This window comes from Bacillus sp. GW823-FHT06B01 (assembly GCF_058952315.1).
Map to the genome: position 1 here is coordinate 522,823 of NZ_JBXAHR010000004.1, position 20,520 is coordinate 543,342.

General features: G+C 36.2%; 27 protein-coding genes. 16 read left to right on the plus strand and 11 right to left on the minus strand.

Features of this window, described 5'->3' with window-relative positions:
- The first annotated feature begins 18 nt into the window (after positions 1 to 18).
- Positions 19 to 1,020 (plus strand): spore coat putative kinase YutH, encoded by a 1,002-nt coding sequence (gene yutH, locus AC1Q8N_RS21180; protein ID WP_048528362.1) that lies wholly within the window; start codon positions 19 to 21, stop codon positions 1,018 to 1,020.
- A gap of 60 nt (positions 1,021 to 1,080) precedes the next feature.
- Here yutH and AC1Q8N_RS21185 read toward each other — a convergent pair whose 3' ends face one another.
- Both AC1Q8N_RS21185 and AC1Q8N_RS21190 read right to left on the minus strand, forming a co-directional pair.
- Entirely contained in the window at positions 1,081 to 1,296 is a 216-nt protein-coding gene (locus AC1Q8N_RS21185; protein WP_001125489.1) for a hypothetical protein, read from the minus strand.
- A gap of 438 nt (positions 1,297 to 1,734) precedes the next feature.
- The gene (locus AC1Q8N_RS21190) at positions 1,735 to 1,971 is read right to left on the minus strand and encodes a NifU family protein (RefSeq protein ID WP_000431158.1); all 237 of its coding nucleotides are present in this window, start codon (positions 1,969 to 1,971) and stop codon (positions 1,735 to 1,737) included.
- Between the two features lie 206 nt (positions 1,972 to 2,177).
- On the opposite strand from AC1Q8N_RS21190, the gene AC1Q8N_RS21195 reads away from it, so the two are divergent.
- The 5 genes from AC1Q8N_RS21195 to phnA all read left to right on the plus strand — a co-directional run bounded on the left by AC1Q8N_RS21195 (position 2,178) and on the right by phnA (position 5,801).
- Positions 2,178 to 2,486, plus strand: coding sequence for a YuzD family protein (locus AC1Q8N_RS21195; RefSeq protein WP_000248590.1), 309 nt, complete (start codon positions 2,178 to 2,180; stop codon positions 2,484 to 2,486).
- Positions 2,455 to 3,333 (plus strand): nucleotidyltransferase domain-containing protein, encoded by an 879-nt coding sequence (locus AC1Q8N_RS21200; protein ID WP_000494424.1) that lies wholly within the window; start codon positions 2,455 to 2,457, stop codon positions 3,331 to 3,333. The genes AC1Q8N_RS21195 and AC1Q8N_RS21200 overlap by 32 nt, the downstream gene beginning before the upstream one ends.
- A gap of 97 nt (positions 3,334 to 3,430) precedes the next feature.
- Positions 3,431 to 4,108: a CPBP family intramembrane glutamic endopeptidase gene (locus AC1Q8N_RS21205; RefSeq protein ID WP_087986030.1), complete on the plus strand. Its 678-nt coding sequence runs from the start codon at positions 3,431 to 3,433 to the stop codon at positions 4,106 to 4,108.
- 322 nt (positions 4,109 to 4,430) lie between these two features.
- Positions 4,431 to 5,225, plus strand: coding sequence for a DUF2628 domain-containing protein (locus tag AC1Q8N_RS21210; RefSeq protein WP_098078287.1), 795 nt, complete (start codon positions 4,431 to 4,433; stop codon positions 5,223 to 5,225).
- Between the two features lie 234 nt (positions 5,226 to 5,459).
- Positions 5,460 to 5,801, plus strand: a complete 342-nt coding sequence (gene phnA / locus AC1Q8N_RS21215; RefSeq protein WP_048528370.1) for an alkylphosphonate utilization operon protein PhnA — start codon at positions 5,460 to 5,462, stop codon at positions 5,799 to 5,801.
- 196 nt (positions 5,802 to 5,997) lie between these two features.
- Here the strand turns inward: phnA and AC1Q8N_RS21220 are convergent, their stop codons facing one another.
- From AC1Q8N_RS21220 to AC1Q8N_RS21235, 4 genes are all read right to left on the minus strand, one after another.
- Positions 5,998 to 6,795 (minus strand): ABC transporter permease, encoded by a 798-nt coding sequence (locus AC1Q8N_RS21220; protein ID WP_048542284.1) that lies wholly within the window; start codon positions 6,793 to 6,795, stop codon positions 5,998 to 6,000.
- Positions 6,779 to 7,438 (minus strand): ABC transporter ATP-binding protein, encoded by a 660-nt coding sequence (locus tag AC1Q8N_RS21225; protein WP_098078285.1) that lies wholly within the window; start codon positions 7,436 to 7,438, stop codon positions 6,779 to 6,781. The genes AC1Q8N_RS21220 and AC1Q8N_RS21225 overlap by 17 nt, the downstream gene beginning before the upstream one ends.
- 55 nt (positions 7,439 to 7,493) lie before the next feature.
- Positions 7,494 to 7,667, minus strand: a complete 174-nt coding sequence (locus AC1Q8N_RS21230) for an aspartyl-phosphate phosphatase Spo0E family protein (RefSeq protein ID WP_001054620.1) — start codon at positions 7,665 to 7,667, stop codon at positions 7,494 to 7,496.
- A gap of 233 nt (positions 7,668 to 7,900) precedes the next feature.
- A complete protein-coding gene (locus AC1Q8N_RS21235) occupies positions 7,901 to 8,971 on the minus strand; it encodes an NAD(P)/FAD-dependent oxidoreductase (RefSeq protein WP_000682062.1) in 1,071 nt (356 codons plus the stop codon).
- Positions 8,972 to 9,321: 350 nt separating this feature from the next.
- On the opposite strand from AC1Q8N_RS21235, the gene AC1Q8N_RS21240 reads away from it, so the two are divergent.
- From AC1Q8N_RS21240 to AC1Q8N_RS21250, 3 genes are all read left to right on the plus strand, one after another.
- Positions 9,322 to 9,561 carry a YuzB family protein gene (locus tag AC1Q8N_RS21240; protein WP_000595024.1) on the plus strand — a complete coding sequence of 80 codons (240 nt, stop codon included), beginning with the start codon at positions 9,322 to 9,324 and terminating at the stop codon, positions 9,559 to 9,561.
- 237 nt (positions 9,562 to 9,798) lie between these two features.
- Positions 9,799 to 10,665, plus strand: coding sequence for a diaminopimelate epimerase (gene dapF, locus AC1Q8N_RS21245; RefSeq protein WP_098642728.1), 867 nt, complete (start codon positions 9,799 to 9,801; stop codon positions 10,663 to 10,665).
- A 41-nt stretch (positions 10,666 to 10,706) separates the two neighbouring features.
- The gene (locus AC1Q8N_RS21250) at positions 10,707 to 11,060 is read left to right on the plus strand and encodes a HesB/IscA family protein (RefSeq protein ID WP_000573828.1); all 354 of its coding nucleotides are present in this window, start codon (positions 10,707 to 10,709) and stop codon (positions 11,058 to 11,060) included.
- Between the two features lie 145 nt (positions 11,061 to 11,205).
- Here AC1Q8N_RS21250 and AC1Q8N_RS21255 read toward each other — a convergent pair whose 3' ends face one another.
- Positions 11,206 to 11,769, minus strand: coding sequence for a GNAT family N-acetyltransferase (locus tag AC1Q8N_RS21255; RefSeq protein ID WP_048542276.1), 564 nt, complete (start codon positions 11,767 to 11,769; stop codon positions 11,206 to 11,208).
- A 223-nt stretch (positions 11,770 to 11,992) separates the two neighbouring features.
- Between AC1Q8N_RS21255 and AC1Q8N_RS21260 the strand changes: the two genes are divergently transcribed.
- From AC1Q8N_RS21260 to AC1Q8N_RS21270, 3 genes are all read left to right on the plus strand, one after another.
- Positions 11,993 to 12,334: a hypothetical protein gene (locus AC1Q8N_RS21260; RefSeq protein WP_001224266.1), complete on the plus strand. Its 342-nt coding sequence runs from the start codon at positions 11,993 to 11,995 to the stop codon at positions 12,332 to 12,334.
- The gene (locus tag AC1Q8N_RS21265) at positions 12,321 to 12,959 is read left to right on the plus strand and encodes an O-methyltransferase (RefSeq protein ID WP_098078282.1); all 639 of its coding nucleotides are present in this window, start codon (positions 12,321 to 12,323) and stop codon (positions 12,957 to 12,959) included. The genes AC1Q8N_RS21260 and AC1Q8N_RS21265 overlap by 14 nt, the downstream gene beginning before the upstream one ends.
- Positions 12,960 to 13,064: 105 nt before the next feature.
- Positions 13,065 to 13,418: a YxeA family protein gene (locus tag AC1Q8N_RS21270; protein ID WP_048542271.1), complete on the plus strand. Its 354-nt coding sequence runs from the start codon at positions 13,065 to 13,067 to the stop codon at positions 13,416 to 13,418.
- Positions 13,419 to 13,446: 28 nt separating this feature from the next.
- Here AC1Q8N_RS21270 and AC1Q8N_RS21275 read toward each other — a convergent pair whose 3' ends face one another.
- The gene (locus AC1Q8N_RS21275) at positions 13,447 to 13,908 is read right to left on the minus strand and encodes a 2-thiouracil desulfurase family protein (protein ID WP_048542270.1); all 462 of its coding nucleotides are present in this window, start codon (positions 13,906 to 13,908) and stop codon (positions 13,447 to 13,449) included.
- A gap of 79 nt (positions 13,909 to 13,987) precedes the next feature.
- Here AC1Q8N_RS21275 and AC1Q8N_RS21280 point away from each other — a divergent pair, with 79 nt between their 5' ends.
- Entirely contained in the window at positions 13,988 to 14,869 is an 882-nt protein-coding gene (locus AC1Q8N_RS21280) for a helix-turn-helix domain-containing protein (protein ID WP_098642730.1), read from the plus strand.
- 17 nt (positions 14,870 to 14,886) lie between these two features.
- On the opposite strand, the gene AC1Q8N_RS21285 is transcribed toward AC1Q8N_RS21280, so the two are convergent.
- From AC1Q8N_RS21285 to AC1Q8N_RS21295, 3 genes are all read right to left on the minus strand, one after another.
- Positions 14,887 to 16,134: an MFS transporter gene (locus AC1Q8N_RS21285; protein WP_098847367.1), complete on the minus strand. Its 1,248-nt coding sequence runs from the start codon at positions 16,132 to 16,134 to the stop codon at positions 14,887 to 14,889.
- Positions 16,135 to 16,309: 175 nt separating this feature from the next.
- A complete protein-coding gene (locus tag AC1Q8N_RS21290; RefSeq protein ID WP_048542265.1) occupies positions 16,310 to 16,786 on the minus strand; it encodes a GyrI-like domain-containing protein in 477 nt (158 codons plus the stop codon).
- A gap of 125 nt (positions 16,787 to 16,911) precedes the next feature.
- The gene (locus tag AC1Q8N_RS21295) at positions 16,912 to 17,901 is read right to left on the minus strand and encodes an NAD(P)/FAD-dependent oxidoreductase (RefSeq protein ID WP_141520003.1); all 990 of its coding nucleotides are present in this window, start codon (positions 17,899 to 17,901) and stop codon (positions 16,912 to 16,914) included.
- A 462-nt stretch (positions 17,902 to 18,363) separates the two neighbouring features.
- On the opposite strand from AC1Q8N_RS21295, the gene AC1Q8N_RS21300 reads away from it, so the two are divergent.
- From AC1Q8N_RS21300 to AC1Q8N_RS21310, 3 genes are all read left to right on the plus strand, one after another.
- Positions 18,364 to 19,572: an NAD(P)/FAD-dependent oxidoreductase gene (locus AC1Q8N_RS21300; RefSeq protein WP_000856605.1), complete on the plus strand. Its 1,209-nt coding sequence runs from the start codon at positions 18,364 to 18,366 to the stop codon at positions 19,570 to 19,572.
- A 123-nt stretch (positions 19,573 to 19,695) separates the two neighbouring features.
- Positions 19,696 to 20,202, plus strand: coding sequence for an NUDIX hydrolase (locus AC1Q8N_RS21305; RefSeq protein WP_000415296.1), 507 nt, complete (start codon positions 19,696 to 19,698; stop codon positions 20,200 to 20,202).
- Entirely contained in the window at positions 20,199 to 20,516 is a 318-nt protein-coding gene (locus tag AC1Q8N_RS21310; RefSeq protein WP_000027007.1) for a YuiB family protein, read from the plus strand. Before AC1Q8N_RS21305 ends, AC1Q8N_RS21310 begins: the two co-directional genes overlap by 4 nt.
- The last annotated feature ends 4 nt before the right edge of the window (positions 20,517 to 20,520 follow it).

Here is a 20,520-nt window from a genome sequence, read left to right on the forward strand (position 1 = left end):
CCATAGGTGGCGACTGCGATGATTCATCATATTTATGAGCATTATCATATGCATGTTAAAGAATTAATCCCCCTTGGCCCCTATAAAAGCTTTTGGATTCGCAACAAAATTTATGTACTTGTTCCAATTGGAGAAATGGAGGAAGAAGTACTTGTAGAGATGAAAAAGCTCAGTGATTATATGAACCAGCAAGGGGATATAACTGTAGCGACTTTCGTTCCGACTATACACGGGTACTATGTAAGTGAGATAGAAGAACAAAATTACTGCTTATTAAAAGGTATGCGTGCGTTAGAACGACATGCTACATCATTAGGAAGTGAGCTTTCTATATTCCATAAACGAGGTGCATTCTTTCCAGAAGAAATCGAGCAATTAAGCCGCATAGGCGAATGGAAAGCGTTATGGGAAAAAAGGCTCGATCAATTAGAAAAGTTTTGGCAATCACAAGTGATGAACCACCCTACAGACGTATTCGATCAATTGTTTATTGAATCCTTCCCGTATTACTTAGGAGTTGCAGAAAATGCAATTCAGTATGTTGTCGATACAGAGATGGATGATACGCCGCAACTGACTGATGCAGCAACAATTTGCCAAGAACGATTCACACCTTTATTATGGCATCAAACGAAGCGTCTCAAACTTCCTTTCGATTGGGTGTATGATCACCCAACTCGAGATATGGCAGAATTAATTCGCTATATGATGATAGAAAAAAAGAAAGACTGGGAGCAAACAATCGTTCAATTTGTTACAGATTATGAACGGAATTATTCGCTATCCTCATTTGGTTGGCGCCTATTATTTGCAAGGCTCCTGTTTCCGCTTCACTACTTTGAAACAGTCGAACGATATTACCAAACAGGAAATGAAGAACAAAAAAGCATATATAGAGATCGCTTAGAAGCCATTTTACACGATGTGAACCGCTCTGAGCAATTTATGAAGCACTTTTATGGCTCACTTCGTTTACCAGTCGATAAGTTAGGGATTAGGAAATTAGATTGGCTATCTTAAAATATAAAAAAGAGACCGATTAAGGTCTCTTTTTTATATATCACAATTGTATGTAATACATTATGCCCCTACCTGTTGATCTGCACATATATTTAAAATGAATTGATGTCTTTCGATTTTTTCATTTACTTTACTCAATAATTCTTGCTGAATTTCTTTAAATAAAAATTGATAACTTGCATTCCATGTTGGTATAACGGATGAAAGGTCTAATAAATACTCTTTTTTCTTTTCTAGTTCTTGAATTGTTAAGAAAGTGTTCCCCATTTTTGGCATGTGTCGTCCCCCTATGTTTTTTACTTTTATATGTGTGAACGATTCTATAGTATTAATTATCTCACTTTTTGAGAAGGATTTCCAATTTTGTTTTATGATGTTAAAGGAGAAGTGTTTTTTGAATAAAAAAAGAGACCCAAATGGGTCTCTTTCTAGGAAGCGATTTTGAACGAGCCGCTTCCGCTTTTAGATTAATATCTAGCTCCAGCGGCTAAAATGTTCGGTGGCTTCGCTTCTTCCGCCGAGGCAAAAAGCGCCTCTATGTCAAAAGCTCCATCCTCCTTACATTCTGAACGAGCCGCTTCCGCTTTTAGATTAATATCCAGCTCCAGCGGCTAGAACAGTCGGCCATTTCGCGCCTTCCTGTGAGGCAAAAAGCGCCTCTTCGTCAGGAGCTCCAATGACCTCCTGTTTTGAACGAGCCGCTTCCGCTTTTAATTAAAATACTTGTTCTACTTCAATAACGCCTGGTACTTCTTCTAGTAATGCGCGTTCGATACCAGCTTTTAGTGTGATTGTAGAACTTGGGCAGCTTCCGCAAGCACCCATAAGGCGTAATTTTACAATACCTTCTTCAATGTCTACTAATTCAACGTCTCCGCCATCGCGAAGTAAGAATGGACGTAATTTATCTAATACTTCTAGTACTTGTTCTTCCATATGTGGGTTTTCCATTTTTATCGACTCCTTTCATCAGTTTTATTATAATCAAGATAGAGGGGAAAATCTATTTTTTCTGTTCTTGTTTTAATGTCGAAATTTTTTATCATGTTTACAACGTGTTTTTTCAGTATAGGGGTATGGAATAAGTTTGTAAAATGATGTGCTTATGTACTAAGACATCTGAATATACTGTTGAAACAAGAAGTGGGGGAGAAGAAATGGTTAATGTGCAAGTGTATGGGACGAAAGTAATTTGTGCGAGCTGCGTTGGAATGCCATCTTCAACAGAAACATTTGAGTGGCTACAAGCGGCGATTGGTCGTAAATATGAAGGACAAGAAAATAAATTTAATTTCGAGTATATTGATTTTCAAGAAGAACAAGAAGATGAAGATAAAAAAGCATTCGCAGAGCGCGTAGTGGAAGAAGATTTATTTTATCCGGTCGTTCTTGTAAATGGGGAAATTGTTGGAGAAGGAAATCCTCGTTTGAAGGATGTTTACGAAGAAATCGAGAAATATTTATAAAACAGGAAGCCTTTGCGAATTTGCGAAGGCTTTTTTTATTGGAGGGATAGATGTGCAAAATGGAGTGAAGCATGCGTTACCAACGGAAGTACAACAGTTAATGGAGCGGTACACAATAGAATTAAAAGAAATTTTTTTAGATGAGAAAATAGTCGGGGTATATATTTACGGATCCATCGCACTCGGTGCATTTCATGGAGAAACGAGCGATGTTGATTTTATTACAGTAATAAGTGATTCCGTGAATGAAGCTGAAAAACAGCAACTTGTCGAACTTCATAAGAAAATTAGTGGTAGTACGTTAGGTAAGAGAATGGATGGTATGTATATTCCGCTTGCTGATTTAGGGAAATACAATGATGAAATGAATGAATACGTGTATTGTGCAGATGGTAAAGCGAATGTAGGTCATTGGGATATTAATGCGGTCACATGGTGGACGTTAAAAAATCAAGGTATTACAGTTACCGGGAAAGAAGCGGAAGATCTTCCGTTTCAAATAAAGTGGGACGATGTAGTCAATACGATGAAATATAACGTAGAACAGTACTGGAGTGAAAAAGCGAAGCAGCCGTATTTATTTTTCATAGAAGAGTGGGTAGAATCAGCTGTCGTTACGATGGGCCGTATTTTATATACACTAGATCATAAAACAATCGTATCAAAAGATAGTGGATTGCAATACTTGTTAGAACGTTCAGGGGAAGAATGGGAGCTTTTATTAAAAGAAGTAGCGAGAATACGGCAAAATCCAAAAGAAAAGCGAATGCTCTCAAGGTGGAGAAGGGCAGATATGACGAGGAAGTACTTATTGCATTTAATTGAAACATGTAGAGAGAAATGGTAGGGGAAAAACCGACGATACAGTAAATTGTATCGTCGGTTTTTGTATTGAGAATGGTATATAATGGATTAAAAGGTTTAATTATACTGGAGGGGATAGGATGAATACAGAATTAGCTACTTATGAAGAAAAGAATGTAGCAATAAGTATGCGCGAAGTAATTAGCATGATAATAATTATTTTTGGGGTAATGTATGGAATTGGTTTTTTGAACATTATATATGACTCTTCCTTATATCCATGGTATGTAGATCATCTTATTCCACCTTTAACATTTCTTACTATTATTTTAATATATGCACCAGCAAGAAATTGCTGTGTACAGTTAGTAAAATCAATGCAGTTTAATAATTTAAAACATTATGTAACGATAGTAATGACGATGATTGTACTACTTATATATCTTGCAGTATTAAATTTAGTTTTACCACATGGGCTTCGTGTGAATGAATCTAATATAGTAATAAAGCCTACTAAAAGTGAAATCATTTTATACGTAGTTGTACTCACCACTTTTGCACCAATTTGGGAAGAACTTTTATTTCGGGGGATGTTTTTCACGAAATTATCTCAGCGCTTTTCTACACTTAGTAGTGCCGTTATAAGTGCTGTTATCTTTACTTTAGGTCATCCCCTTACAGTAGGGAGTGTTTTATATATTTTTGGTGGTGGTATATGTTTAGCTTATACGTATAAGAAAACAAATAACTTACTCGTCCCATGGGGGATTCATTTATTAAATAATGCATTTTTTATATTAGTAAATTTTCAACTGTAAAAAGACGCCTTTTTGAAAAGGGCGTCTTTCGTATTTTGTAGAAATGGATTTACATGTACTGTGTAGAGGAAAGGTAATACGAAATATGGATAGTTTCATGTGAAACATTTTTAGTATTAAATATATAAAAAGTTTAACTTAGTGTATTAAACGTATCATTCATAAATATTCTAATATATTTAAAAGTAATATGAAATAATAAACGGATAATTGTTGGAATATATTCGATTTTCGTTCATTTTTATGAAATATATGTACTTTTTGTTAGATTCCTTCTTTTTATTTCTATAAAATACACGTATGTAGAAATGAGAAAAGGATGATGTACGTGAGGGACACTGTTTTACAAGAAACAATTTCTCCGCAACAGTTACATACAGTCGTTCAAAAGAATACGGCGTATTATGACTTTAAGTGGGGAAAGATAGAAAATCCAGCGCAAGGAAATACTTGGAATTGGGTAGCCTTTTTCTTCCCAGTTTTTTGGTTAGCTTATCGTAAAATGTATAAGTTGTTTATTATACTTACGTTACTGGCGGTACCTAGTATATTTGTAACTCCTTTTATAGATATTCCAGATGGGATTTTTTTATCAATTGGTCTAGTTTTTCAATTAGGAATGATGATATTTACTGGATGGCAAGGAAACCGTTTATATTATAAGCACGCTGTCCGTATTTTACATAAGGAAGAAAATATGCCTGATCATGAGAAGGCGTATTACTTACAATCAAAGGGTGGCGCTAGCTTGGCTCGCATGATTGGTGTACAAGTTATAGTGGCGCTAGTATTTGGTGGAGCTATGTTCGGACTCTCCTTTTTACGAACTGAACCAAATATAAAAAACGTTGTTCGTGCAAGTGATGAAGGATTTACTTTAGAGATTATGACGGATAATCCAACGTGGAAGCTTGTAACGAAAGAAAAAGATTATGATGTAGTAGAATTTACCGGTTATGATTATACGGAGAAGAAAAACGTAAAAATTAAATTTGCTGTTTATTTCGCTGAAGATTATTTCGAGTGGCAAGAGGTATACGAGAATAATAAGAAGATAAGTGAAGAAGAGTTGGAAGAGTATCAATTTTATATTGAAGAGAATGGTTGGGGGTTCTAGTGAGAACTCGTTCATTTTGAAAAGAAGGATCTTGTGAAGGTTCTTCTTTTTTATTGGAAACACCATACGAATTAAAAATTTGTAAAATACAATAAAAAATGAGAATTTGAGGTAGGGTTGTCAATAACGTGAGACTATGGCACTATAAAGAAATGCTATACAAATTTTATTTATCGAGATGTAAACATCAATTTTGATTTTTACGTATAAATAATGAACGGAGGAAATGAATTTATGGCTACTTTACCTAATTGTCCAAAATGTAATTCAGAATATACGTATGAGGATGGCGTTCTTTTCGTATGTCCAGAATGTGCTCATGAGTGGGGCCAAGAAGCAGAAACTGAAAATAATGATGGTGCAAAAGTTGTAAAAGATGCGAACGGAAACGTTCTTCAAGATGGCGACGCTGTTACTGTCATTAAAGATTTAAAAGTAAAAGGAACTTCTTCAGTTGTGAAGATCGGTACGAAAGTAAAAAGTATCCGTCTAGTTGATGGCGATCACGATATCGATTGCAAAATCGACGGTTTCGGAGCTATGAAATTAAAATCACAGTTCGTGAAGAAGGCGTAAGTAAAAGAGGAGGCGAATAGGCCTCCTCTTTTTATTATGTCATTTTTTGTCGGTAAGTCGATATTCCTTGTCGAATCGCCGATATATTTCAAAAATCGTCGATATATTTTGAGTTATGATAGATATATTCGAAAAATCGTCGATATAATTTCACTCACCGAGAACGGTGCATCATTTACCAAGCGAGAGTTACGATTCACTTCGCAGCATAGTCAATCTCTTTCAACTGACACCGCTTATTAAAGAATGTTTTATATCCAAGCTGTAAGAAGATAATAACAGCAAAAGCAGTGCTTCCTGAAATACCAAGTATGATAGCAATTTGATATTGAATGGCTGTAAATGGTGATACACCAGATAAGATTTGACCAGTCATCATGCCTGGTAAGCTTATAATCCCCATTCCGACCATAGAATTGATTGTTGGTAAAATAGCAGAGTCAAAAGCGTCTCGAATGAGCGGAGCAGCAGCTTCTTTCGGTGTTGCGCCGAGCATAAGTGCACCTTCAATTTGACCTCTTTGCGATTTCATATTATTTAAGAACGTATTTGCACCGAGAGAAACGCCTGTCATCGCATTCCCGACTAACATTCCCGTAATCGGAACGATATATTGCGGAGCATACCAAGGGTCATGACCGATAATAACAAAGATAAATAGTAGAAGTGGCCCAATTGATCCGGCGACCATGGAAAGGGCGGCTACTCGTTTTAATTCTTTAGACATTGGGATGTTAACCCGTTTATAAATATTAAAAATTGCAAAGGTAGTAATAGAAGTAATAAGAGCAATTGTATAAAATGGATTACTATTTTCAAATACGTATGTAAGGACATATGCAACAAGTACGAGCTGAATCGTCATACGGAATGTTGCGAGCGCGATTTGTTTTTCGCGAGGTATTCCTTTTAATTTTACAAGTCCAATTAAAATAAGAATGAAAATATAGGCAGCTGCAAGTTGCCAAATTTGGAGTTCAATAACGCCCTTCAACAGAGAGCACTTCCTTTCTAGTTGCACCGTTTTCTTTACTAATCTCAATAATATCGTCTGCAATTTCTTCTGGAAGTTGTTGTGAGTGTGTAATGAAGATAACTGTTTTTTTCTTTTCTCTTGCTAGCATAGTAAATTGTTTCATAACGCGGCGTTCTGTATCGCTATCTAGTGCCGAGGTTGGTTCATCTAATAAATAAACAGGTGGATCCATAAGTACGATACGTGCAAAAGCAAGTCGTTGTTTTTCTCCGCCTGATAATGAATCAGCGTTGTCTTCTAATTTTTTTTCTAAGCTAACAGTCGTTAATGCGCTTCGCAAGGCATCGTCATTTGGAAATGGTTTTTCAGAAAAACGAAGTCCCATTAATAGATTGTCTTTAATCGTTCCATCAAAAATAGGTGGCGTTTGTCCAAGCATGACTACGTCACGTCGTAATTGAATTGGAGGATAATCGGAAATTTGTTTTCCGTTATATTCAATTGTACCGGATGTTGGAGATTGCAAATCATTTAGCATGCGGAGCAATGTACTTTTTCCGCTCCCACTCTCACCGATAATACATGTGATTTTTTCTTTTTGAATCTGTAAATAAGGAATTTGTAGTATATCTTTATATGTAACGTCTTTTAATATAAACATAGATGGCTCCTTTCTGATTCTAGTTCTATCGTATCAAAAAAAGAGGGGGAAATGGTTATAAAGAGCAACGTTTTTTCTTCGTCTTGAGTTCTATTAATAAGTTAAGTAAACGATCTAATTCTTGGCTGAAAGAAATCACTTTATCATGAGTGAATCCGTACTTTTCAACGAGATAGATCAATTCTTTCTTCTTCGCTTCTATTCGATCGTTTAGTTTCGTTAAGTTCATAAGTGAAATGGAATACCTCCTGTAAAAGTATTTACAACATAAAAAATAAGACCGAATGACTTCGGTCTTAAAGGAAATAATAAAACAACTTATGAATAGCATACACTGTTTATCGGTAGTTTTTAATATAAAAATGAAAAATAAATCATTATTCATATTGAGAAAGATGTGTCTGATAATTTTTAAAAACTGATGCAAAGAGGCTGCCTACATAGTAGACAGCCTGTAAAGTATTAACCTTTATGATATTTGTACATCCAAAGAAGACCGGATTTTAATAATCTCGGTACACGTCCCATTAATGGTTGGTTTGCTAGTAAACCGAAGCCGTGCTTCTTACCAAGAGAGCCGAGAACACCTTTTAATTTAATTACAGGTAGTTCGTCAGGAAGTGGTTCATTATTCCAACGTTTTAATAATATTTGGACAATTTGTTCTCCTTGACCTTCAGCAAGTTGTGCAGATGGAGCGTGTGGAAGTGCTGCGCAATCTCCTACAACATACACGTGCTCGTTATTTGGAATATTGTGATATTTTGTTAAAACAACCCGTCCGCTACCATCTTGTTCAACTGGAAGGTTTCGAACAACTTCATTTGCTTGAATACCAGCTGTCCAGACGATTGCATCACATTCAAGTGGTTCATCGTGGTTGTACACAATATTTGGTTCTACTTTTGTAATGTTAGAGTTTCGTATAATAGTAACCTTATGTTTTACGAACCATTCTTCTACGTATCTACTTAATTTCTCTGGATATGGGAATAGAATTCTATCTTTTCGATCAAATAAGTGAATTTTTAAATCAGAACGGCTTTCGCGAAGTTCACTTGCAACTTCAACGCCACTTAATCCAGCACCAACGACAGCTACTGTTGCGTTTGGTTCTAGACTATTTAATTGTTCATATGTCTTACGTGTTTGTTCAATCGATTGTAGGCTATGTGTATATTCCTTCGCCCCAGGAACGTTATGATATTTATCCTCACAGCCAAGACCGATAATTAAATCATCATATGGGATCGCTTCGCCGCCATCGAGATGAACAGCTTTTTCTTCGAGATCAATATTTGTTATTGTGCCGTATTGAATATTGAGGCGTGGGTGCTCGGGAAACGGTATACGAATATGTGTTTCTGAAATAGTACCCGCAACTAATGCATAATATTCAGTTTTGAAGCAATGGTATGGTACTTTGTCGATTAATGTCACTTGTACATCATCTGGAAGTTGGTTGCTTGGAAGTAGCCGCTGTAGAATTCTCATTCCCCCGTAGCCGCCACCCAGTATTACGAGGTGTTTCATGATGGATTACCCCTTTTCTGTTGAAATATCCCCTAATCACACAATTTTATATTAATAAAATATTTCGACTTTACTCAATCAAATTATATCGAATTTGTGAACAAATAACAATGCATGAATGAATACTCTGTTGTACAATAAGAAGAAAAGTAAAGTAAACTGTTTTGCCTTTGTAGTTACCATTTCATTGCAAGTAGCATGTTATATAAAATAAGTCCATCTACTTTGAAGTGAAATAGTGAAGTAACTAAATAGTTTAGAATATATAACGAAAACAACAAGAGACAGCTTAGTTTTCTTCTTATAGATAGTCAGAAGGTAATTTGTTTTGTAGTACAGGGGGGAGAATTTTGATTAAACCATTAATTGAATTTTGTGTAGGTAACCTTGCGAGTGGTTCACAAGCAGCTTTAGAGAAATTAGAAAAAGATCCGAATTTAGATGTAATGGAATATGGTTGTTTAGGATATTGTGGTATTTGTTTTGAAGGGCCGTTTGCACTTGTAAATGGTGAAGTCGTACAAGGTGCTACAGTAGAAGAACTTGTCCATAATGTATATGAGTATTTGGATGAAAATCCAATGTTTTAAGGTGTTGCAATCAGCAGCACCTTTTTCTATTAGATAAAATCTTCTTTCGCGGGGGAGGATAATATTGTATGTAAATAAAAAAGGCCCTTGTAGAAGGGCTTTTTTCTTACACAATTTGTGCAAGAATGGCTCATCGCCAAATGTTGTCAAATATGAGAAACGGGGGACATTCATATTGTGTTCTAAAAGCATGCATTTTATACTTAAAATAACAAACTATTTTTGGAGTGAATACAAATGAGCCAATTTTCTTTTACAAAAATGCATGGTCTTGGCAATAGTTATATATATGTAAATATGTTTGAAGAACAAATTCCTGAAGAAGATTTAGTTCTTGTGGCGGAAAAGGTTTCTAATATTAATACTGGTATTGGAGCAGATGGAATGATTTTAATTTGTCCATCTGACGTAGCTCCGGTGAAAATGCGCATGTTTAATAATGATGGTTCAGAAGGAAAGAGCTGTGGTAACGGTTTACGCTGCGTAGCGAAATATGCGTATGAGCATAAACTAGTAGAAGAAACAGTTTTCACAATTGAAACGTTAGCTGGTATTGTAACGGCGGAAGTAACGGTAGAAGAAGGGAAAGTTACATTAGCGAAAATCGATATGGGAGCACCGCGTTTAATACGTGCAGAAATACCGATGCTTGGTGAAGGTGAAACACCATTTATTCGTGAAAACTTCTTATACAATAATCATCGTTACGCATTTACAGCTGTTTCAATGGGGAATCCGCATGCGGTTATTTTTGTTGATGATGTAGAGCAAGCACCTCTTACAACACTTGGTCCAGTTCTGGAGACACATGAAATGTTTCCAGAGCGAGTAAATGTTGAATTCATCGAGATTTTGAATGATGCGGAGATGAACTTCCGTGTTTGGGAACGTGGATCTGGTGTAACACAAGCTTGCGGAACAGGAGCGTGTGCTGCGGTTGTAGCCTCTATTTTAAATGGAAAGATGGAACGTGGTAAGGAAATTACAGTTCATTTAGCTGGCGGCGATTTAATGATTGCATGGACAGAAGAAGGCAATGTGTTAATGAAAGGACCAGCGGAAGTAATTTGCCGCGGAGTGTATGAGTACAAGATAGAAGCGTAAAGATGTATAATAGAATGAGAACAGAAAGGATGGTGTATTTCATGATTGAAGTAACAGAACAAGCAGCTTTTCAAATTAAAGATATGTTAAAAGATGCTGAAGATGGAGAGAAGTACGTGCGCCTTGCTGTACATGGCGGCGGATGTACTGGCCTTTCTTACGGATTAGGATTTGAAGTAGAACCAAAAGAAGACGACACAGTTCTTGAATTTTTCGGTGTTGAATTTGTTATCGATAAAGAAAGTGCTCCAATTGTTAAAGGAGTAAAAATTGATTATAAACAATCTATGCTTGGCGGCGGATTCACAATCGACAATCCAAACGCAATCGCATCATGCGGATGTGGATCATCTTTCCGTACAGCGACGAATGCTGGTAAGCCAGAAGAGTGCTAAGTTTTTAGCAGAAATAGAGAAAGACCTTTTTAGCGATGAAATAAAATCGTTAAGGAGGTCTTTTCTTTTGTCGTAAAAAATCAAAACGTCGCCTTCCAAATTTAGAAACCGACCTTAAGATATGTTGCACAATGAATTTTAAAATCTAATTTATCTTTGCAAAGATGCAAGTATCAATTAGTTGTTTACCGTCAGCTGAAAGATCTTCATTACGTAATATCCCTTCAAGCTCAAAACCTAGTTTTTCAGGAATCGCACGACTTTTCGTGTTATTACATTCACATCGTATTTCAATCCTTCTAAATTTGAATAACTGAAATCCAAGGTTTATTAACGCACTTACTGTTTCTGTCATATATCCATTGCCACCAAATTGCGTGTTAATCCAGTATCCAATTTCACATTTAGAAACCTTCCAATCAATTGCGTGAAGGCTAGCAGTTCCAATAAAATCATTTGTCTCCTTATGATAGATAAGATAGCGGAAGCTTTCTCTTTTCAAAAAATCTATATGCGCATTTCTCAGGAGAATTTCCGTTTCTTCAACAGTAGGAATTGACTGGAATAAAAGCAGCCATTGTTTTAATTCACTAATTGAATCTTTAATAGCTTGGTGTACTACATTTCCTTCACCAGCTTGAAGTGGTGCCCGAAGAATGAGTCTGTCTGTTTCTATTTGTAACGGAACATCTAATAAAATAGGATTCATATTATTTCTCCTCTCAAAAGCTAGAAAACAATAAATATATATTCCATTCATCATTTAGGAATCCCTTTTCACATATTGAAAACGAAAACGCTACTTAGAAAGGAGTTAAATGATTCCTTTTTAATTAGCGGTTTTTCTTTTGTTTTGACATTTCGTATACAAACGTATACAATTTTGATTAACGAAATAAACGTATACATTTGTATACAAAGGGGGATTTGAAATGAGAAAAGATAAGTTCATGAAAGAAGGACACCACCGTGGTGAGCGTCATAAAGGGAGAGATGGATCGCATCATCGCGGACCGAAAACATTTCGCCGCGGGAGAGCAATTGCCTTTTTAGAAATGATGAATTTGAAACGAGCGACAATTAAACAACAGTTAAGTGAGCCAGAATTCCAGTCAATTCAGCAAATTTTAATCGGGGAATTAAAGGCAATTGATATGGTTATTAATGAATTTACACAACTATTTGAAATACATGAGAGTGAAACAGAAGAAGCGCCTACGTTAGATGAGAAGGCAAATCTAGAGCAAGGGACTGCATCTGATGAAACAAATTAATCGTTATATCGATTCAGTGTTTTGTGATCAAGATGCTCTTTTGGATGAAGTGATTGCTTCCATAAAAGAAAACGAAATGCCGCCGATATCGGTATCACCTTCTTCGGGGAAACTTTTAACGATGTTAGTTTCCATTTCTGGAGCAAAAGATGTATTAGAAATAGGTGCATTAGGTGGGTATAGTGGCATTTGTCTTGCGAGAGGTTTTGGAGAAGAAGGTACGTTAACTTCACTTGAACTAGAAGAGAAATACGCAGAGGTAGCGCATCGTAATTTACATAAAGCGGGATTTGGAAAACAAGTGTCGTATATGACTGGTGCTGCTTTACAAAGTCTTGAGAAATTAGTCACAAGTAATAAGCGGTTTGATTTCTTCTTTATCGATGCCGATAAGGAGAATTATGAAAATTATTTAACGTACTGTATTGAGCTTGCTAATCCAGGTGCTGTAATTGTTACAGATAATGTTTTAGCTGGTGGTAGTGTAGCTGATGAAAGTGCGAAACAAAAACGTTATACAGAAGTTATGAAGAAGTTTAATGAAGTAGTAGCAACTCATCCAAGTTTAGAATCCGTACTCATTCCAATTGGTGATGGGATGACGGCTTCTAAAGTGAAGAAATAATTATTATCTTACAAAAGTGTAATGTTCATGTCATGTTTTTGAATTTCTTCTTTAAAGCTTAGGCTTTAAGATAACAATATAAGAAAAACACATGAGGTGAAGGAAATGAAAAGATATATTGCACTTTTTAGTATTTTAGTTGTATTTGCAAGCCTATTAGTTGGCTGTGATTTAAATCGTATGGGTAAAGACGAGTATTATGTTCAAATTACAGTAGATGGAAAAGAGTATAATGGTAAGTCTGATAACGGAGAGCCATACAAACATTTTGAGTATAAATTAAAAGGGTTTGATAAAGACGGAAAAGAAAAAGAATTAGAATTTAATGCTCAAAAAAATCTTCGTAAAGATGCATTCTTACGTGTATACTATTCAGATAAAAAAGGTGTATCAGCTTGGGAAGAAGTAAAGAAAGATGAGCTTCCTGCGAAAGTGAAAGAAAAACTAGGTGCAAAATAAGAAAGAAAAAAGGAATTGACGAACAGGGTCAATTCCTTTTTATATTCTCAAAATCCTCTTCTGAAATGACTTTAAATCCATGTCTTTTGAGTAAAGCAGTTGTTACCCCGTAACCAATTTGTTTATTGCCGTTAAACTCTCCGGTGTAAATCGTTGAACTACCACAAGATGGACTGCGTTCTTTCAAAATAATATATTCAGGATGTAAACCTTTCATTTGTTCTAGAGCTTTATAAGCGCCATTTACAAATGCTTCTGTGACATCTTCACCGTCTTTTGTCATCACTTTTGCTTTTCCATCCAAAACGTCATCGCCATTCCCGCCAATAATTTCAGCTGAGGGACGAGGTGTTGGCAATCCTCCTAATACTTCAGGGCAAACAAGTAAGGTATCTTCTCTTTGTAATAACTCCTCTATTTTTGAAACGAGATTGTCATTTCCATCATACCGACAAGCGATACCACCTAAACAAGCGCTAATTACGATCATATTTTCATCTCCACTAAAAAATATTAAATATCACGCCAATTTCTCTTCCTGCTTCTTACCTATAAATGAGGTGATAAAAATGGGAAGCTTATATAATTTAATGAAACCATATAGTGAATTTCGAAGTAAAGAAGAGTTTAATACATACCAAAAACAAGTTTTGAAGTGCTATCGATTTCAATTGAATAAAACGGATGTTATTATTATTCATTTTTTAGGAAAGTATGCAGTGAATGAGAAACAGAAAACAGTGGGAGTTGCTTGTCCGTTAATGGAGACGATTGCTACAAATGTTGGAAAAAGTATTCGTACAGTACGCCGTTCAATTGCAAAATTAGAGGAACTAGGAATTATAAAGCGTGTTGCGACAAAAGAAAGACATAAGCGCGGTGGATATAGTGCGAACTTATATGTATTTCTTACATCTGCAATTGACCGCATGGATGACCGTATGAAACTGTCCGCATGTGAAAGTGAGGATCGTGCAGATGGCTGTAGTAAAAAGGAGCAAAAATATGAGGGGGAAACAATTCTTTTTAAAAACATTCCACAAATAAAAGAGAATAGAAAAGAAACGTACGAACTTGATGAGACGTATTGCCGTCACGATATACCGAAGCCTTTTATATACGCACTTGTGCCGATGACGCGTAATCCGAAAAAGATTAATATATTTTGGAGTAAGGTGGAACTTGCATATAAAAAGAGCGGGTTACTAGAGCAAGGTGTTTTACTGGAGCAAATATTAGCTGATGACGAAGTGTATGGAAACTTCATTTGGCGAGTGAAGAGTGTTGTGAGAGCGTATAAATACGGGGAAATCCGTAAAAATGTGAAGGCTCTTTTATACAGTACAGTGCGGGATCTATTTTTAGAGGTTGGATTAGAATGGGGAGCAGCTGTGAGAAGAAGTAAGGGGATACAGTTATTTGATCCGTTTAAAAAGGAGCCATGCGTATAACACATGACTCCAAGTAGTTAATCAAACTTCCTTACAACTGGAACACGAATCGCTACAAAGAGTACGAAGACGATAACGGCGATTGCACCGCTTTTCATAACGGTTACGATTGGAATTCCTATTGCAAGTGCGATTGATGTGAATGCATAAGAAAGCGGGATAAAGCCCATTGATGAGAGCATAAGTAAACTCATTACGCGTCCCATCATTTCTTCTTTTACTGTCGATTGAATCATCGCCATAAGCGGAACGATAGCCATTGCAATTGTAATACCGTAAAAAATGCCAGCTAATAATGCTTGCCAAAGTACGGTGCTAAAGTTGATGGATAAGAAGAATACACCAGACAGTAGCATCATGATAATGCAAAATAGACCGCGTCTACGATTAATATTTTTTAAACCGACAATGACAGCGCCTATCGCCATTCCGCCTCCTACAGATGCTTCTAAGTAACTAAACTGAAGCGAGTCACCGTGCAGAACATTTTTAACAAAAAGCGGGAAACCGACTTGCATCGGACCGATTAAAAATAAGTTTAAAAAGGCACTACAAATAAGGAAGGTTGAAAGGAATGGTGATTCCTTTACATATAAGATGCCTTCTTTAATAGAAGTGAACATGCCTTTGTCTGTATTTTGCTGTTCTGGCATCGTAAATTGTATTTTTTGAACGAGTATGGCTGCGATGATCAGTAATAAAATCGTGATCGAAAAGATCGTTTCATAGTTCGTAAATTTGATAAGAATTCCGCCAAGTACAGGGCCTAAGATGACCGATGCTTGGTTTGTCATTTGTGTAAGTGAATTTGCTTGTGTTAAACGGCTTTTTTCTACAAGTTCAGGTAAGATAGATCCATCAGCTGACCAGAAAAAAGCATCAGCAAGCCCAAAGAATAAAGCGAATAAAGCAAATGTATATAGTGTTACATCACCTACGATGAACCATGTAAGGATGGTTGCGACGAGAATAGCACGAATAATATTAGAATAAAACATAATGTTTTTTTTCGGGAATTTATCAGCTACAGCACCGCCGATAATCATAAAAATAAGCCTTGGAACACTAAGAGCTACGAAAACAACACCGAGTGAAGCCTCAAGGTTTAATGTTTTTGCTATGTACCACGTTTGTGAAAAAGTAAAAAAGGCTAAAGCAAAACTTGAAAAAAGAGTAGCTGCCCAAAGGAAAAGGAAATTCGTATTTTTTAATAATGGTTTCGCATTTTCTTTTAAAGCAGATTTATTTTGTTGTAGTTCCTCCATATTGCTTCCTTTCTATGTGACAAATTTAAACTAAAAAACCTATTAACAATCGTTTTATACAGTTTCTAATATTTCTATACTGCACTTTTTCATTGTAGACAATAATGTTGGGTTTGCACAGTGGTTATTTAACGACAAAAAAGAAGATACCAAATGGTATCTTCTTTTTTGTCGTTCAGGCTAATGCAATATAAATATCCAATTGTCCGTTGGTTGGATCTGTTGCTTTTTCATCATAAAGCTCAAAGTCTGTTGTAAAAGCACGTTTGTTTTCTTTTGACCATTGCCAAATATATTCCCAAGCCTCACAAACGACTTCAGCAACTGGTCCCTTTCTCGTTGTAAATATCGCATATGTAGCAGCAGGTATTGTTAAAGTTGTCATATTTTCAGGTGCGTCTTCTAATGAAGAAACGGGCATACCGATCGTAAATTGATATGTACCAGTTTCATCTGATTCGTAATTTGAGTAGAACGCGAATGTTTCTTTCGTTTGTTGATTTGGGATGTGATGCATCATTTGTTCTTGGAAGTATTGGTTCCAAAGCCCTGGAATTTTTCCTTCAGTAGATGCCTCTATTTCATTTGTCGTCGTAATCGAAACGCCGATTGCTTGGAAAGCTTCTTTTTTTACTATAATAGGTTCTTTCATTTTAAAATATCCCCCTTATCAAATGGAACGTTTGTTCTTATTTATTGTAACATATTTTGGAAGGGTACGGTAGCACAATAACAAAAGAACTCCTTCACGTAAAAGGAGTTCTTTTCATTTCTATATTAAAACATACTTGAGCTGTGCATCGGTTGAAGTTTTGCGTTTGGATCGAAGTAAGCTTTTGCATTGTTTACTGCTGTTGGTGCTTCACCGAAGCCGCAAGCAATGAGTTTTACTTTTCCTTCATATGTACAAATGTCACCAGCAGCATATATGCCAGGAATATTTGTTTCCATTTTCGAGTTCACGAGAATGCTGTTTTTTTGTATATCTAAGCCCCAGTTTTTAATTGGGCCAAGAGAGGAAACGAAGCCGTAGTTTACGATGACATCATCCACATCGATGATAATTTTTTCTTCTGTTTTTATATGCTGAAGAACGACTTGTTCAATGTTGTCATCACCAATGAGTTCTACTGGTATGTACGGTGTGCTTACTTCTGCACGAGAATTCATTAAGCTTTCTACGCTATGTTCATGTGCACGGAACTTATCACGGCGATGAACGATTGTAACTTTTTCAGCGATCGGCTCTAACATCATTGTCCAATCAACAGCTGAGTCGCCGCCGCCAAATACTACGACGCGCTTACCAGCAAATTTATTCATATCATCAACGAAATAATGTAAGTTTTTCTTTTCATACTTTGCTGTACCTTCTAATTCTAAGCGGCGTGGTTGGAAAGCACCATTGCCAGCAGTAATAATAACTGATTTAGAATAGTGAGTTTGCTTATTCGTAACAAGTTTAAATATACCGTCAGCTTGTTTCTCAAGCGTATCAACAGCTTCTTCTAAACAAACGGTTGGATCAAATTTCTTCATTTGCTCTTTTAAGTTATCAACTAGTTCTTGTGCGCGCACTTTCGGGAATCCAGCTACATCATAAATGTATTTTTCAGGGTAGAGTGCGGATAATTGTCCTCCAAGTTGAGGTAAGCTTTCAATGATTTTTACACTTGCTTGTCTCATACCGCCATAAAATGCTGTGAACAGCCCTGTTGGACCACCACCAATAATCGTTATGTCGTAAACCTTTTGATTTTCTGTCACTTTCATTCCCCCTATAGATGGAATTTTGATATTGATTTCATATATTGTTCATATGTACACGAAAATCCTGCAAATGATGACACTTTCAAATAAATGATAGCATATTTGAGTTCATAATACTTCTGAAAACGACTGAATTGTGTGTAAGTTTTCGCATAGATGCTTTTTTAATTGTATAAAATATGGTGAAAGGAAAATACATGAAAAAAAGGCTGAAAAACCCTTGAAAACGCTATGTTATTTTAAAATATTGATAATTCGCCAGACGCTTGAATTCTGGAATAAAACCGACTAATATAGGGAAGTATTATGTTAAATTTCTATGACAAAATTCGTACGATTTTTTGACTGCGTTTTGTTATGATATAGAATGTGATAAATTCCACATTCTTGACAAATATAGTTTTTAGTACTTGGTATTATTTTTCATTACTATTATATAAAGAAAAGGGTTGTGATTTGGTGAAGACTCCAAAAATCGTAGTTTTAGGTGCAGGTTATGGCGGGATGATTACGACTGTTCGTCTGCAAAAAGCATTATCTGTAAATGAAGCTGAAATTACGTTAGTAAACAACAACAGCTATCACTACCAAGCGACTTGGTTACATGAGAGCGCAGCTGGTACATTACAAGATGAAAAAATCTGTCTAGATATTCAAGACGTTATTGATACAAATAAAGTGAACTTTGTACAAGACACAGTAGTAGAAATTAAAGCTGCTGAAAAACGCATCATCTTAAAAGACGGCGAGCTAGAGTATGACTACTTAGTGATCGGTCTTGGTTTCGAATCAGAAACATTCGGAATTACAGGATTAAAAGAGCATGCATTCTCAATTGCTAACATTAATGCAACTCGTGAAATTCGTGAGCATATGGAAGCTAGTTTCGCTAAATATGCAACTGAAAAGCGCGATGAGTTAGTAACAATCGTTGTTGGTGGTGCTGGATTTACTGGTATCGAGTACGTAGGTGAGCTTGCAAACCGTGTTCCTGAACTTTGCAAAGAGTACAATGTACCACGTGAAAAAGCACGTATTATCTGTGTAGAAGCTGCTCCAACAGCACTTCCAGGTTTCGATCCGGCATTAGTAGAATACGCTGTAAAACAACTTGAGAAAAAAGGTGTAGAATTCCGCATCGGTACAGCAATTAAAGAAGCAACTGAAGAAGGTATTATCGTTGCAAACGGCGATGATACTGAATTAATTAAGTCTGAAACAGTAGTTTGGGCTGCGGGTGTTCGTGGTAACGGTATTGTAGAAGAGTCTGGCTTTGAAGCAATGCGCGGACGTGTAAAAGTTGATGAGTACATGCACGCTCCAGGATACGAAGATGTATTTATGGTTGGTGACGCAGCGTTAATCATTAACGAAGAAATTAATCGTCCATACCCACCAACGGCACAAATCGCAATTCAAGAAGGTTACAACATTGCACACAACTTAACTGTGTTAGTTCGTGGTAAAGGCGAAATGAAAAAATTCGCATTCGACAATAAAGGATCTGTATGTTCTTTAGGTCATGACGATGCAATGGGCGTTGTTATGGGCAAAAAGTTAACAGGTTGGAAAGCTTCCTTCATGAAGAAAGTTATCGATAACCGTTACCTATTCTTATTAGGTGGACCTTTATTAGTTCTTAAAAAAGGTAAATTAAAGTTCTTTTAATATATAATAGAAAAAGCAGAAACGGCTAAGAGCTGTTTCTGCTTTTTTCATTTTAAAAATATAGTATAATATATAAAAAAGAAAGAATATTCTGTCCGTTCTAGTAGAGGAGGGTATTACATCATGGAGAAGCGAGGGAAAGTATGGCTAGCTGTTGGTGGCTTAGTAGCTACAAAAGATGGCAGGTGGCTGTTCGTTAAGAAAAAATATAGTGGATTAAAGGGGAAATGGTCATTGCCGGCTGGTTTTGTAAATGAAGGTGAGACGGTTGATGAAGCTGTGAAACGTGAAGTGTTAGAAGAGACAGGTATCGTCGCTCATGTGAAGGGGATCATTGGTGTTCGATCGGGCGTGATTCGCAATGAGATTAGTGATAATATGATTATTTTCCTTTTGGAGCCTGAAGGAGAAAACATTATTGTACAGGAGAAGGAATTGTCTGAAGTAGCATTTTTACATCCAGATACGATTGCGGACGATCCAAATACGTCGCTACTTATCAAATATTTGTTTGAAGGAAGATCAGAACTACATCTTGAGATGAACAAAACATTAGATCCAGGAGAGCAATTTGGTTATACAGCCTATCATGTATTTACGGCGCATGCGAAGGAGAGGGAGAAAGAGTGAGTATACCAGTACTACTTATTTCAATGATGTTATTTTTCATTTTGTTTTTTGGAATTGGATTTTTACTCAACATGATATTGCGAGCGACATGGGTAATGGTTATTGTGTATCCAATTGTTTGTATACTTATTATTAATAAGGCGAGTGTGTGGGATTATTTTTCAAAGCCGAAAGAAACATTCTCTTCATTTGGGACAAGTGTATCGCATTTAGGGCAGGCAGATGTGTTTATTCTATCTACTGGATTAGTAGGTGCTGCTTTAGCCGGAATTGTCATTAAGAAACTTCGGAAAAGCGGATATCAAATGTTTTAATCTC